General features: G+C 72.2%; 11 protein-coding genes. 2 read left to right on the top strand and 9 right to left on the bottom strand.

All coding sequences use genetic code 11. The annotated features are described in order from the left end of the window. The first annotated feature begins 80 nt into the window (after positions 1–80). The gene (locus ACN27A_RS07600) at positions 81–2,225 is read left to right on the top strand and encodes a cellulase family glycosylhydrolase (protein ID WP_421450733.1); all 2,145 of its coding nucleotides are present in this window, start codon (positions 81–83) and stop codon (positions 2,223–2,225) included. A 74-nt stretch (positions 2,226–2,299) separates the two neighbouring features. On the opposite strand, the gene ACN27A_RS07595 is transcribed toward ACN27A_RS07600, so the two are convergent. The 8 genes from ACN27A_RS07595 to ACN27A_RS07560 all read right to left on the bottom strand — a co-directional run bounded on the left by ACN27A_RS07595 (position 2,300) and on the right by ACN27A_RS07560 (position 10,922). Beyond that, complete coding sequence (locus ACN27A_RS07595) at positions 2,300–3,559, bottom strand: MFS transporter (RefSeq protein WP_421450731.1); 1,260 nt, start codon at positions 3,557–3,559, stop codon at positions 2,300–2,302. Then, positions 3,556–4,686 (bottom strand): SagB/ThcOx family dehydrogenase, encoded by a 1,131-nt coding sequence (locus tag ACN27A_RS07590; protein ID WP_421450728.1) that lies wholly within the window; start codon positions 4,684–4,686, stop codon positions 3,556–3,558. Before ACN27A_RS07590 ends, ACN27A_RS07595 begins: the two co-directional genes overlap by 4 nt. 1,147 nt (positions 4,687–5,833) lie before the next feature. Further along, positions 5,834–7,132, bottom strand: coding sequence for an SDR family oxidoreductase (locus ACN27A_RS07585; RefSeq protein WP_421450725.1), 1,299 nt, complete (start codon positions 7,130–7,132; stop codon positions 5,834–5,836). Between the two features lie 59 nt (positions 7,133–7,191). Beyond that, entirely contained in the window at positions 7,192–8,745 is a 1,554-nt protein-coding gene (locus tag ACN27A_RS07580; protein ID WP_421450722.1) for a long-chain-fatty-acid--CoA ligase, read from the bottom strand. Then, complete coding sequence (locus tag ACN27A_RS07575; protein WP_421450719.1) at positions 8,742–8,993, bottom strand: acyl carrier protein; 252 nt, start codon at positions 8,991–8,993, stop codon at positions 8,742–8,744. Before ACN27A_RS07575 ends, ACN27A_RS07580 begins: the two co-directional genes overlap by 4 nt. A gap of 2 nt (positions 8,994–8,995) precedes the next feature. Further along, positions 8,996–9,268, bottom strand: coding sequence for an acyl carrier protein (locus ACN27A_RS07570; protein WP_132240601.1), 273 nt, complete (start codon positions 9,266–9,268; stop codon positions 8,996–8,998). Continuing rightward, entirely contained in the window at positions 9,265–10,284 is a 1,020-nt protein-coding gene (locus ACN27A_RS07565) for a transglutaminase domain-containing protein (RefSeq protein ID WP_421450716.1), read from the bottom strand. The genes ACN27A_RS07570 and ACN27A_RS07565 overlap by 4 nt, the downstream gene beginning before the upstream one ends. Next, a complete protein-coding gene (locus tag ACN27A_RS07560) occupies positions 10,281–10,922 on the bottom strand; it encodes a hypothetical protein (RefSeq protein ID WP_421450713.1) in 642 nt (213 codons plus the stop codon). Before ACN27A_RS07560 ends, ACN27A_RS07565 begins: the two co-directional genes overlap by 4 nt. Positions 10,923–11,194: 272 nt before the next feature. Between ACN27A_RS07560 and ACN27A_RS07555 the strand changes: the two genes are divergently transcribed. Beyond that, entirely contained in the window at positions 11,195–12,250 is a 1,056-nt protein-coding gene (locus ACN27A_RS07555; protein WP_421450711.1) for an FAD-dependent oxidoreductase, read from the top strand. A gap of 85 nt (positions 12,251–12,335) precedes the next feature. Here the strand turns inward: ACN27A_RS07555 and ACN27A_RS07550 are convergent, their stop codons facing one another. Next, a complete protein-coding gene (locus ACN27A_RS07550; protein WP_421450708.1) occupies positions 12,336–13,211 on the bottom strand; it encodes a TauD/TfdA dioxygenase family protein in 876 nt (291 codons plus the stop codon). Positions 13,212–13,231: the final 20 nt, after the last annotated feature.

The following is a 13,231-nucleotide window of genomic DNA, read 5'->3' as shown; positions in this document are numbered from 1 at the left end:
GGTTCGCGATCGGGTGCGGCCGCGTTCGTGGTGGCGCCTGCCGCGAGCCCGTCCCAGCGGCACCCCAGGCGAGGAGCGTCATGGCCGAGATGCGAGGCACGACGAGAAGAACCCGATGGCGGCTGAGCCTGTTCACCAGCGCCCTCACCATGCTGTTGGTGAGCCTCGGCCTGACGTTCGCGGTGAGCGCGCACGCGGCTGCCGGCTGCCGGGTGGCGTACTCGGCCAACCAGTGGCCCGGCGGCTTCACCGCGAACGTGGCCGTGACCAACCTCGGCGACCCGATCAACGGTTGGCGGCTGACCTGGACGTTCCCCTCCGGGCAGCAGGTGACCTCGGCGTGGAACGCCAACGTCACCGCCGCCGGCGCCAACGTCACCGCCACCGACGTCGGCTACAACGCCGCCATCGGCACCAACGCCACGGTGTCCTTCGGCTTCAACGGCTCCTGGTCGGGCGCGAACACCGCCCCCACGTCGTTCGCGCTGAACGGCGTCACCTGCACCGGCGGCGTCGGCCCCACCTCCGCGCCACCCACCACCGTGCCGCCGACCACCCCGCCACCCACCACCCCGCCACCCACCACCCCGCCACCCACCACGCCGCCGCCGACCGGTGACCCGATGGCCTACGTGGCCGCGATGCAGCCCGGCTGGAACCTCGGCAACACCTTCGACGCGGTCGGCAGCGACGAGACGGCCTGGGGCAACCCGCGGGTCACCCAGGCGCAGTTGGACGCCATCCGGGCGCAGGGCTTCAACAGCATCCGGATCCCAATCACCTGGAGCAACCACCACGGCCCCGCGCCGGCGTACACGATCGACGCGGCGTGGCTCAACCGGATCAAGGAGGTCGTCGGCTGGGCACTGGACGACGGCTTCTACGTGATGATCAACATCCACCACGACTCGTGGCAGTGGATCAACGCGATGCCGACAGACCGGACCACCGTCCTCAACCGCTACAACGCGCTCTGGACCCAGATCGCGGCCGCGTTCCGGGACGCCTCGCCGAAGCTGCACTTCGAGAGCGTCAACGAGCCGCAGTTCGCCAACAGCTCCGGCGACGCCCAGAACGCCCAACTGCTGCACGAGCTGAATACGTCCTTCCACCGGATCGTGCGGGCCTCCGGCGGCAACAACGCCACCCGGATGCTCGTCCTGCCCACCCTGCACACCTCGTCGGAACAGGCCCGCATCGACGAGCTGACCAGCACCTTCACCCAGCTGGGCGACCGCAACCTGATCGCCACCGTGCACTTCTACGGCTACTGGCCGTTCAGCGTGAACGTCGCCGGGGGCACCCGGTTCGACGCCACCACCCAGAAGGACCTGACCGACGCCTTCGACCGGGTGCACAACGCCTTCGTCGCCAAGGGCATCCCGGTGGTGATCGGCGAGTACGGCCTGCTCGGCTTCGACCGGCACACCGGAACCATCCAGCAGGGCGAGAAGCTGAAGTTCTTCGAGTTCCTCGGCTGGTACGCGAAGACCAGGAAGATCACCACCCAGCTCTGGGACAACGGGCAGCACTTCAACCGGCTCACCTTCCAGTGGAAGGACCCGGAGCTGTTCGCGCAAATCAAGTCGAGCTGGACCGGCCGGTCCGGGACGGCCCACGCCGACCAGGTGTACGTGCCGCGTACCGGCTCGATCACCGCCAAGACGCTCGCGCTGAACCTGAACGGCACCACCTTCCAGGGGCTCTACCAGGGCAGCACCGCCCTGGCGCAGGGCACCGACTACACCGTGTCGGGCAGCCAGCTCACGCTCACCGCGAGCGCGCTGACCCGGCTGGTCGGCAGCCGGGCGTACGGCGTGAACGCCACCCTGCACGCGCGGTTCTCCGCCGGGGTGCCGTGGCGGATCAACGTCATCACGTACGACCCGCCGGTGCTGTCGAACGCGACCGGGAGCACCACCTCGTTCGCCGTGCCGACCCAGTTCCGGGGTGACCAGCTCGCCACCATGGAGGCGAAGTACGCCGACGGCAGCAACGCCGGCCCGCACAACTGGACGCCGTTCAAGGAGTTCGACGTGGCCTTCGCCCCCGACTACACCGGCAACCGCATCACGCTGACCGAGGCCTTCTTCGCGGAGGTCAACGACGGCGCCCGGGTGACCCTCACCGTCCACTTCTGGAGCGGCACGACCGTCACCTACCACGTCACGAAGTCGGGCAGCGGCGTCACGGGTGTCACCGCCGCCGCGGCCCGGGTGGGCTGACCCGGCAGCGGTCTGCACGCGCAGCGGGCCGCGGCCGCCAGGCGGTCACGGCCCGTTCCGCGTACCCGATGGGATCATCCGCTGCGGTCCGCGCCGGCGGCGTGGGCACGGGCGGGGTCGCTGAAGGTGCTGACGCCGGGGACCAGCAGCGTGAGGGCGCTGGCCGCGGCGGTCAGGGCGGCCGCCGCGACGAGGGTGGGCTGGATCCCGAACGCCGTGACCGCCGGCCCGGTGAGGGCGTAGCCGACCGGCAGCAGGGCGAACGCGCTGAGCTGGTCCAGGGCGAGGGTCTTGCCCAGCACCTCGGCGGGGATCTCGCGTTGCAGGGCGGACAGCCAGTAGAGGAAGTAGATCTCCACGACGAACCCGCCGACCGCGAAGCAGAGCGCCGTGACGGGCAGCGGCAGGGCGAAGGCGAGGCTGGCGGGCAGGGCGGCGTAGGTGGTGAGGGCGAGCATGCTGACCGTGCCGGGCCGCCGGGGCCGCCACCGACCGGCCAGCACGATGGCCGGCAGGGCACCGGCGGCGGCAGCGGCGAGGACGATCCCGTAGGCGAGTTCGCCGCCGAGGCGGTCCGCGGCGATCAGCGGCAGCAGCGTCAGGCTGGGTGCGGTGCCGGCGAAGAGCTGGACCGCCACGGCAGCCATGACGGCGGCGACCCAGGGGCGGCGCCGGACGGTGGCGATGCCGGCCGCGGCATCGGCCAGGACGCTGGTCCGGGGCCGGTCACCGGCGGCGACGTCGCGCACGCCCAGCACCGCGAGGGCGCCCGTCGCGAACAGCAGGGCCGCCAGGCCCAGCGCGGCGTGGATGCCGATGGCCGTGACGATCGCGGCGCCGGCGAGCGCCCCGAGAAGGGTCGCGAAGCGCTGCACGGCGGAGACCATGGCGTTGCCGCGTTCCAGCAGGGCGGCGGGGAGCAGCGCCGGAACCAGGGAGCGCATCGCCGGCCGGGACAGGGACTCGGCCACGCCGGACAGCGCGGTGACGACGCCGAGCGCGGCCAGGGGCAGGTCGTCGAGGGCGAGCAGCGTGCCGAGGACGATGGCGGTGCGCATCAGGTCGGCGGTGAACAGGATCCGGGGCCGGGAGACGCGGTCGGCGAGGATGCCACCGGCGAGCAGGCAGACCACCAGGGCGATCGCCCGGCCGGCGAGGATGACGGCGATGGTGCCGGCACCGGCCCCGCGCTGTACGGCGTACAGCGCGAACGCGACCGGCAGGATCTGGTCGGCGACGGCCCCGGCGGACTGGCTGGCCCACACCCGCAGGAACAGCGGATGCTGGCTCAGCTTCCGCGCGGCGACGGTGGCGGGGCTGGCGGGCGCGCTCACTCCGGGTCGGCCGGTGACCGGTGGGAGCTGGCGGCCAGGCGGAACGGCGGTGGATATCCCGGCCCGGTGGGACCGGTGCCGTCGTCGGGTGCGGGATTGCCGGCGGAGAGCAGGTAGGTGGCGAACTCGTGGTCGGGATCCACGCCGAGCATCGCCTCGACGCCGCTGTCGTGGAACGCCACGGTCTGGAACGGCGCCAGGCCGAGCGCCGTGCAGGTCAGCGCGAAGGTCTGACCGTAGTGGCCGGCGTCGAACATCCACAGCCGGTAGGCCCGGGGGTGCCGGTACTTCCAGGACAGGCGGGCGGCGACGGTGGTGGTGAGGCAGGTGAAGGCCCCCTGGTAGGAGGGTTCCTGCTCGTACGCCAGGGCGGCGATGCGCGCGCGGTCGACGGTGGCGTCGAGGAGTTCGAGGCGGTGCACCTCGGGCGCGTAGTGGTAGAGGCCGGCCGGGACGCCGGTGACGTCGTGGACGGCCACGTAGCACTCGACCTCGTGCCGGCCACCGGCGGAGGCGCTGATGCGTCCCTGCTGCGGGCCGAACGCGCCGCCGTCGAGGAACCGCTGGGGCGCGAAGGTGCAGGACAGGACGGTCGCGAGCGCGTCGATGCCGACCGGGGTGCCGGCGAACGCGCGGTGGGTGCGTCGGGCGGCGAACACCTCCTCCACGGGCGTGCGCAGCGGCAGGGCGCGTCGGGGAAGGTGCACGGCCGGGGCGTCCGGGTACCGCTTGAACGGCGCCGGAGGCGCGCCGTCGGCGGCGATCTGCGCGGCGGTGGCGTCGCGCTGCGGCGAATCCACCAGGTAGTTGGCGTCGCGGGCCTCGGTGTGCATGCGCGACGCGATCGGCCCCCAGTGCTGCCAGACGGGCGGGGTGCAGGCGTCGTCGGTGTCGGCGACGAGGATGCCGGCCTCGCGGAGCTTGTGGACCGCCTGGACCGCGGCGTCGGCGGCCTCGCCCCCGAACTGGGCGGCGACCTCGTCGACGTCGGTGAAGTCGTCGAGCCGCTGCAACAGGCTCAGCAGGTCGGGGGTGACCCGCAACCACCGGCGTTGACCGGGCAGGGCGACCATCAGCGCATCGCTGTCCCAGCGGCAGACGAGCTGGTCGCGGCGACGTACCCGCATTCCGATGCCCTTTCCACGACGAAGCACGACGGACGGAATGGTGCCGGACCCGCACGCGGGTCCGGCACCGGGCGCGTCAGACGGCGCCGTGGTTCAGCACAACGTCGTTCGTCTCGACGATCACGATGTCGAAGGCCATGGCTCGTACCTCCTCTCGGGCGCGGTGGGCTCGGTGCACCCCTGGACGGGGCCGTCCCCGCTGCAGCCGGGACGGGCGTTCGGGGGAACCTCGGTGCCGCGGAAACGCAGTCAGGATGCGGATCGGTCGGGCGGACGAGGCGGGGAAAGTCGACTGCGGCGAGCTTTCGGGACCCCGAAAGAGAAATTCGGAGCAATTTCCCGGGCGGCGCGCCGTGACGACGACTCCCTTCATCCGTTCCCGCTTGCGGCAATAGAGAAGGTAGCGAATGCGTCGACCCCCTGCCAAGGGGTCGGCGTCCTTTCTCGGGCCGCCTTACAGCGAGAATCAATGGAGATGCGAGGCGACCGCCAGGGCCGGCGGCGGCCGGGGCGCCGGGCACCTGGTCGCCGCCACGACCGGGCGGCTGAGCCGGCGGTCAGGTGCCGGGAGTTGGCGTGCCGTCCAACGGCTCGGCGCAGGCATTCGTGCAGGTGGCGCCCCTGTTCCGGCCGACCCCGCGCCCGCTGGCGAGGGGCTCGCCGGGCGTCTCGGGTGGTGGTAGCCGGAGCTTCCTCGGGTTCGGCGCGCCGCCGCGCGGGCGGGTGGTCGGGTGCTCCTCGGCGGCGATGGGGCGAATCGCCTGTCCCGGGACGGGCAATGCCGCCGGGTGGTGGGGAATTCCCTCTCGATGGGTTGCGGGTGGGGCATTTGTGCACAGGCTGGCGTATCGCCTCGGCGGGCCTTTGGCCATTGGTGTCCGGGCATTCCTACCGGCGGCTTGGCGGCTGGTCAACGCATTCGGATGCGTCAAAGTCCCGGAGGTGGCCGACTGGCTTCGCGGCCGAGGGGGAGCGCCAGCACCGCATCCACCGCCAGGCCCGCCGCGGCCAGTGCGGAGACCTCGGCCGGCCTGCCGGACCGGGGCCGCCAGCCCGCCAGCCCGCGCTGTGTGCCGACGCGCCGACGCCGGCCGACCTGGCTCGGGTGCCAGGTCGGCCGGCGTCGCTGTCGCGCGAGAGGGGAGGGTCAGACGGCCCCGACGGCCACCGGCTCGGCGGCGGGGGCCTCAGCGGGAACCGGCGCGGCGACGGCGGCGGGAGCCACCGTCTCCGCGGGCAGGTACTTGCCGAGCTTGCGGATCCGCCTGGCGTTGTTGACCAGGACGTCGATCGGCGGCAGGTCGGTGTCGAGCCGTACGGTCGTCGGGTTGGCGGCGGCGTGGTGGATGTTGCTCAGCAGCGTGTGGAACGACCGCGGGAAGAGCGAGCGTACGAACTTGGACTGCTGCCGGCCGCGCTTGATGCTGGTGATCGGCTTCGACCAGTCGATCTGGCCCGGCCGGAACCGGTGCTGCCGCATCAGTTCGCGCCGGAACTCCTGCCACGACACCAGCTTCAGGTCGAACCGCTCGGCGATCTCGCGGGTGGTCGCCGGGGTCACCGGGTAGCTGATCGGCCGCGGCGCGTCCGACAACGCGTTGTCCACGACCGACCGGGCCAGCACGTCGCCGGCGACGATCGGGCTGGTGACCTCCGAGTCCCAGATCAGGCCCAGCTGGAGCATGTGCGAGATCATGTTCCAGAACGAGTACTCCATGCCGGGGTCCTTGAACCCGGTGGGCGCGCCGCCCAACGCGAACGGCGCCTGGTAGATGTGGATGGGCACGCCGTCACGGTTCGCCCGCAGGCTGAGGTGCTTGACGACCCACTTCATCCGGCTGTAGCCGGTGTAGAAGAAGCTGTTGCGGTAGAAGTCGCGCCGCTGCTGGTAGACCTCGCTGCCGACCGAGCCGATCACGTGCAGGGTCTTGAACCGCTCCTGCAGGCAGAATTCGGCGAGCCGGAGCGTCGGCAGGACCTTCTCCTCGCGGTACCGGGCGTAGGGGTAGTCGTGGGTCGTCGCCCCCGCGGCGTCGATGACCACGTCGACCTCGGTCAGCAGCTCGTGGTGGGCGGCGCGGTCGAGCCCCATCGCCGGCTCCAGGTAGCTGCCCTCCAGGACCGACAGCTTCCCGGTGTCGGGCAGCTCCATCTTGTACTTGCGCAGCTGCCGGGCGATGCGGTCCTCGCCGGACTTGTCGCCCTTGCGGCGCACCAGGGCGTAGACCGTCGCCACCCGGGCGTCGCCGAGGAGCTCACGCAGCATGTGCATGCCGACGTATCCGTTCGCGCCCAGCAGGAGCACGTTCTTCGGCTCGTCGGCACCGCGTCGGGGGAGCCGGCCCGCTACCGCCCGCGGGTCCTCCGAGTAGCCGAGCGAGAGCCGGTTGGGGCTGCCTGTCGACAGCGCGATCCGGTCGCTGTGGTGGCGCAGGAAAATGTGCATCGATCCGCCTTTGCACGAAGGGTGGGTGTTGGGGATCCGGACGGGGACCGCGCCGGCTGTCAGGCCACGCGCCGGTCGAGGTGCTGCCAGAACCTTTCGCGCAGCTCCCGCCGGAGAAGCTTCCCGCTGGGGTTGCGGGGCAGCTGGTCGACGAACTCGAAGCTCGCCGGGATCTTGAAGTCGGCGATCCGTCCCCGCAGGAACGGGGTGAGATCGCGGGCGGTCGCGGGCTGGTCGGGGTGGGTCACCACGAAGCAGTGCACGACCTCGCCCCAGTGCTCGTGCGGCACGGCGACGGCGGCGGCCTCGACCACCCCCGGGTACGCGCAGACCGCGTTCTCGATCTCCGCCGGGTAGACGTTCTCGCCGGCCACGATGATCGTGTCCTTGATCCGGTCGCGTACGAAGAGGAAGCCCTCGTCGTCCAGGTAGCCGGCGTCGCCGGTGTGCAGCCAGCCGTCGACCAGGGTCGCGGCGGTGGCCTCGGGCAGGCCCCGGTACTCGATCATCCGCGCCGGGGTCGACAGGCAGATCTCGCCGACCTCGAACGGCGGCAGCACGCGGCCCGTACCGTCGATGATCTTCACGGCGAAGCCCGGGTACGGCCGGCCGGCCGCCTGCATGCGCGGCCCGCCGACGACGTGCTCCGACGGCGGCAGGCAGACGGCGGTGTTGCCGCTCTCGGACAGGCCGTAGATCTGCGCGAACTCGCAGTCGAACATCTCGATGCTGCGGCCGAGCAACGCCTCGGAGATCGGCGACCCGCCGTAGACGATCTTCCGCAGCGAGACGAAGTCCTCCCGCTTCGGCCGGGGCGGCGCGAGCATCATCTGCAACTGGGCCGGCACGACACACGCCGTGGTGACGCCGTGGCGCCGGATGAGGCGGACCGCCTCGTGCCCGGCGAACACCCGGACCGACACGTTGGTGATGCCGGCGCTGAACCCCTGGATAGACCACCAGAGCCCACCGATGTGGAACCCCGGGATGCCGATCAGGCTCACGTCGTCCGGCCGCCAGTCGATCCAGTCCAGGCCCTCGGAGGCGAGCGCGTCCCGCACCGCGAAGAAGCTGCGGTGGGCCAGCACGACACCCTTGGGGTTGCCGGTCGTGCCGCTGGTGTACACCTGGGCCAGGGGTTGCTCCTCGGACCAGGACGGGTCCAGGTCGCCGTCCTCGTCGGCCTGCCAGCCGGTGAAACCGGCCAGCGACACGACCTCGCGCAGCTCGGGCAGGTCCGGCCGCAGCGCGTCGACGGTGTCCAGGAGGTCCTCGTCGCAGAAGAGGACCGTGCTGCCGGAGTCGCGCATGATGTGCCGGATCTCGCCGGCGCGCAGCCGCCAGTTGATGGGGACCAGCACGGTGCCGGTCTTGGCGCAGGCGAACAGGACGTCGTAGTAGTGCTCGGACTCCTTGCCCAGGTAGGCGACCCGGTGCCCGGCCGTGACCCCGGCGCGCCGCAGGGCGTGCGCCGTCCGGTTGCTCGACCGGTGCAGCTGCGCGTAGCTGACCGTACGGTCCTCGCAGTGCACCGCCGGATGGTCGGGTCGCTGCCCGGCGTGGAAGGCGACGACGTCGTGCACCGTGCGCAACTGCGGGTGGTACGCCGTCATCGGCCCGTCCCGTCCGGGACCGCCAGCGTCTCCTCGAGGTACTGCACGATCGCCGGGCCGGACGCGAGGGCCGGCAGCAGGTTCGGGTCGATCTCGATGCCGAACGCGCTCTCCAGCGCCATCATGAGCTGGATCTGGCGCAGCGAGGTCCAGCCCGGGACGGTGTCCGGGTCCAGGCGCTCGGGCAGCTCGTCCGGTGCGACACCGAACACCGAGGCGACCACCTCGCGGACGCGGGTCTCCAACATTGCTACTCCTTGGGTGTCGCGCCGGGGCCCTGCCCCGGGGTGAAGAAACGTCGCGTGATCCGCGAGATGGTGCGGAAGTCGTCCGTGCTCACCTCGTCGAGGGAGATCTCCGTGCCCAGCTCCGCCTCGATCAGGTAGAGCAGCTCGACGAAGTGCATCGAGTTCAGCACGCCCGTGTCCACGAGGTCGTCGTCGAGCCCGACCGAGTCGATGTCCGGACATCTGGCGCGCAGGAACGTGGTGAGGAACTCCGGAACGGTCTCGGTCGTACTCATGACCCCTCCTGGGGGCGTGTCGGTGCGGGGAGGATCTTCGTGGTGAGCCGGGCCGCCGACGGTTCGCCGGCGCACCGGTGTGCGGCCACGGCCCGTCCCGTGGACAGGCCCGTCGGGATGAGCCGGTTGGTGCGCAGCGCGACGGCCGGATCGCGCAGCAGCGGGTTGGTGTCGCGCACGGTGGCGGAGAACAGCGCGAAGACCGGGTCGATGACCTTGGTCGCCCCGTCGGAGTCCTCGACCTCGACCCAGGCGTGGACCAGGTCGAGCATGCCGACCACCCAGCCGATCCGGGTGACCGCCGGGATGCCGGCCCGGCGGCAGAGCTGGGCCAGGTACCGGCTCGCCGAGTCGCAGCTCGCCACGCCGTGCGTGGTCACCAGGTCCACGTCGTTCTGCAGGGCCTCGGGCAGCTTGACCCAGCGCAGGTCCATGGCGGCGAACTCGGCGGCGATCGCGCGCAGCTCCGGGGAGCGCAGCTCGGCCCGCTCGCCCGTCGTGTGGACGGTGGCGGTGACGGCGAGCTGCGACGTCGTACGGGTGACGGTGTCGCCGCGCTCGGCGTCCGGCCCGGCGACGCCGTCGGCGGGTTCCACCGTCAGGTCGTGCACCGCGCCGCCGCAGCGTTCGGGGCGCGGCAGCGCCAGCATGCTGGTCGGCTGCGGGCCGCACGCGTCGGCGGCACACTCGATCCGCAGCGCGAACCGGGAGGCGCGGGGCGCGAGCAGCTCCTCGGTCGACGAGCGCATCCACCGCAGCGAGTAGGCGAAGGCCTGCTCCGGCACGGTCGTGCCGGTGCCCGAGTACAGCGCCAGGTTGAACAGGTCGCGCGAGTCGAACCGCTCCTCGCCCGGGTCGCCACTGGCCGGCAACCCGCGGTCGAGCAACACCGAGAGCGTGTGGTCGTCGCAGCCGAGGACCTGTCTCGCCGAGGCGCGGTCGACGTCGCCGAGCCGGTGCTCCGGCGGGACCGCGAAGAGCGTGTCCAGCCCCCGGGCCAGTCCGGCCGCCGTCACGACCGCACCGGGTTGTCGCGCCACATCGTCTTGATGACGCTTCCGGTGCTCAGCACGTACTCGTCCACGGACGTCCAGCCGAGCATCTCGTTGATCTGCACCTGTTCCGGGCCGGCCGAGGTCTCCAGGTAGCCCGGTAGGCCGAGGGCCTCGGCCCGCTTCTGGCCGGCGCGCATGAGGACGTAGCCGACGCCGACCGAGTCGACCCGCCGGCCGAGCACCGCGAACCACACGTGCGGGCTGTCGGGGCGCATCCGGTCCAGTGCGTTGGAGATGCGGACGGCGTGCACCACGGCCCGCGGCCCGGCCAGCAGGCACGCCACGGAGCGCAGTGCCCACCCCCACCACGGCGTGGTGCGCTCGTCGCCGTAGAGGACGAGGATCCCGTCGAGCCGGTCGGCCCGGTACGCGGCGAGGGTGATGCCCGAGCTCATCAGCTGGGCGATCACCAGTTCCGCCAGGTAGAGGGCGGTCAGCGCCGACCGACGCTGCCACCGGGGGAGCGAGCCGGCGGCGGCCCAGATGGCGCCGTCCTCGTACGCCTCGGCGAGCAGCCGGGAGCCCGCCCACAGCTGTCCCCACCCGAGGTCGCGGACCTCGAGCCTGGGCTCCGGGCGCGCGATCGTTCGACTGTTCACATTTCACCCCACGTACAGACGGGAGCCCGCTGACCTGGGTGAATTTAATGGTCTTGGGTAATCGGCCAGTAATAACGAGATCCCCTCGACGGTGTGCGCCATGGCGGCGACCTCGGGGCCGTCGCGCGACGTCGCGCCCCGTCGTCCACGAGGACCGCGCCCCTCGCCGGGCTGCTCCCTTCCCCGAGTCGGGTCCGGATGGGAGACTGAGCCGTGTCGCGTGACGACGTCGGGAGCCCGCCGGAGCACCACCGCGTCGAGCCGGTGCCGGCGTGATCGCCGGCCACTGGGAGGTCGTCGTGGTCGGCGGCCGGATCGCCGGAGCGTGCACCGCCTGGGCCCTCGCGCCGTACGCGGAGCGGGTCCTCGTCGTGGACGCCTCGCGGCCCACCGCGTTCTGGCCGCAGCAGTCCACCTGGGACCGCTCCGGCAACCTCGCGTGGGCCGAGCTCGGCCTGCTGGATACGGTCCTGGCCTGCGGCGCCCCGCCCACCTACGGCGACACCCAGCGCATCGGCGAGGACGTGGTCGAGCGGGTCTACCCGCGCGAGGACGCGTACTCGTACCGGATGAGCGTGCCCCGCGAGGTGCTGGACCCGGCGCTGCTGGCCGCGGCGCGCGGCCGGGGCAACGTCACCGTGCGGCGCCCGGCCCGGGTACGGGACCTCACCATCGACGCGGGTCGGGTGCGCGGCGTGACCGTTCGGCACGACGCCGTCGACAGCGAGGTCACCTGCGACCTGCTGGTGCTGGCCGACGGCCGGCTGTCGCGCAACGCCGAGCGCGTGGGGGCGGCGGCCTACCGGGTCGTCGAGTCACCGTGGTTCGCGCTGCTGGCCTACTACGAGAACCTGCCGCTGCCCACCGACCGTTCCTACTTCTCGTTGCAGGACCGCAGCGTCCTCATCTCGACGCCCTGCGGCGACAAGCAGTGGTGCGTCGCGGTGGACCTGCACCAGAGCCTCATCGACGAGACCGGCCGGCACCCGGCGCGCTCGTACGAGCGGATGGTGCGCGACGACCCGTATCTCGGCCCGGCCGTCGCCGCCGGCCGCCGGAGCACGTCGATCGGCGGCGCCGGGCGGATGCGCATGCTGCGCCGGCCGATGAGCGGGCCCGGCTGGTGCCTGGTCGGCGACGCCGGCTACCACCTGGACCCGGTCACGGCCCAGGGCACCCGGGCCGCCGTGGTCACGGCCCGGATCCTGCGGGACCGGATCGCGGGTGCCGGCCGCGTCGCGGGCGCGGACCTGAGCGGCCTGACCGGCGAACGCGACGCCGCCCTCGACGACGACTGGGCCTACACCGAGCAGATCGTGCGCGGCTGACCGACGCCCCCACCGGCCCGCGCCGTCACCGGCCGACGCCCACACCGGCCGGCGAGTGGATCCGCCGCCGAGCCGGCCCGACCGGCTACGCCGCCGGCCGGCTGCCGTTGATGGTCACCCGCTGGCCGTAGCGGGAGTGCGGGTAGTAGTCCCAGACGGCGTGGTGCTGGGTGCAGCGGTTGTCCCAGAACACCAGCGTGTTCGGTGTCCAGCGGACCCGGCAGCTCAGGATCGGCTGCTGGGCGACCCAGCCGAAGAGCATGTCCAGCAGCGCCCGGCTCTCGTGGCGGGAGAGCTGCACGATGTGCGACGTGAAGCCGGCGTTGACGAAGAGCAGCTTGCGGCCGGTCTCCGGGTGGCGTACGACGACCGGGTGCTCGCTCTTCGGCACGACGTACTCCGGCGGCGGGGTGTGGCCCTGCCAGGGGATCAGGCCGTCGTGGACCGCGGTCAGCCCGTCGAGGAAGGCCCGCATCGGCGCCGAGAGCATCTCGTACGCCAGGTGCATGTTCGCCCAGAGGGTGTCGCCGCCGACGCCGATCTCCGGCGTCCTGGTGACGTAGAGCATCGAGCCCAGCGACGGCTCGGCCTCGGCGGTGCCGTCGGTGTGCCAGTCCTCGCCGGCCACGAACCGCGAGTCCCGGCCGGCGCTGATCTCGAGGACGGCGGGGTCGCCGCCGTCGAGGTCGGCGAGGGGCTGCCGGCGCAACTCGCCGAACAGGCCGGCGAAGCGCTTGTGGTCCTCGGCGGTGAGCACCTGGTCGCGGAAGACCAGCACGTGGTGGGCGAGGAAGGCGCGCCTGACCTCGGCCAGTTGCCCGTCGGACAGTTCGGTGGCGAGGTCGAGGCCGGAGACCTCCGCGCCGATGACCGGAGAGATCGGCCGGACGGTGATGGTGTCGTAGCGCTCCGGCGGGCGGGTCGTCGCCCGCTCGACGGCGGCAAGGACGTGCTCTTCCATGCGTTCCCTCCTGGATTCGG

It is taken from the genome of Micromonospora sp. WMMD737 (assembly GCF_049179055.1).
Lineage (GTDB): Bacteria > Actinomycetota > Actinomycetes > Mycobacteriales > Micromonosporaceae > Micromonospora > Micromonospora reichwaldensis.
The sequence above is the reverse complement of the archived record's forward strand: the minus strand, read 5'-3'. Positions and strand labels throughout refer to the sequence as shown.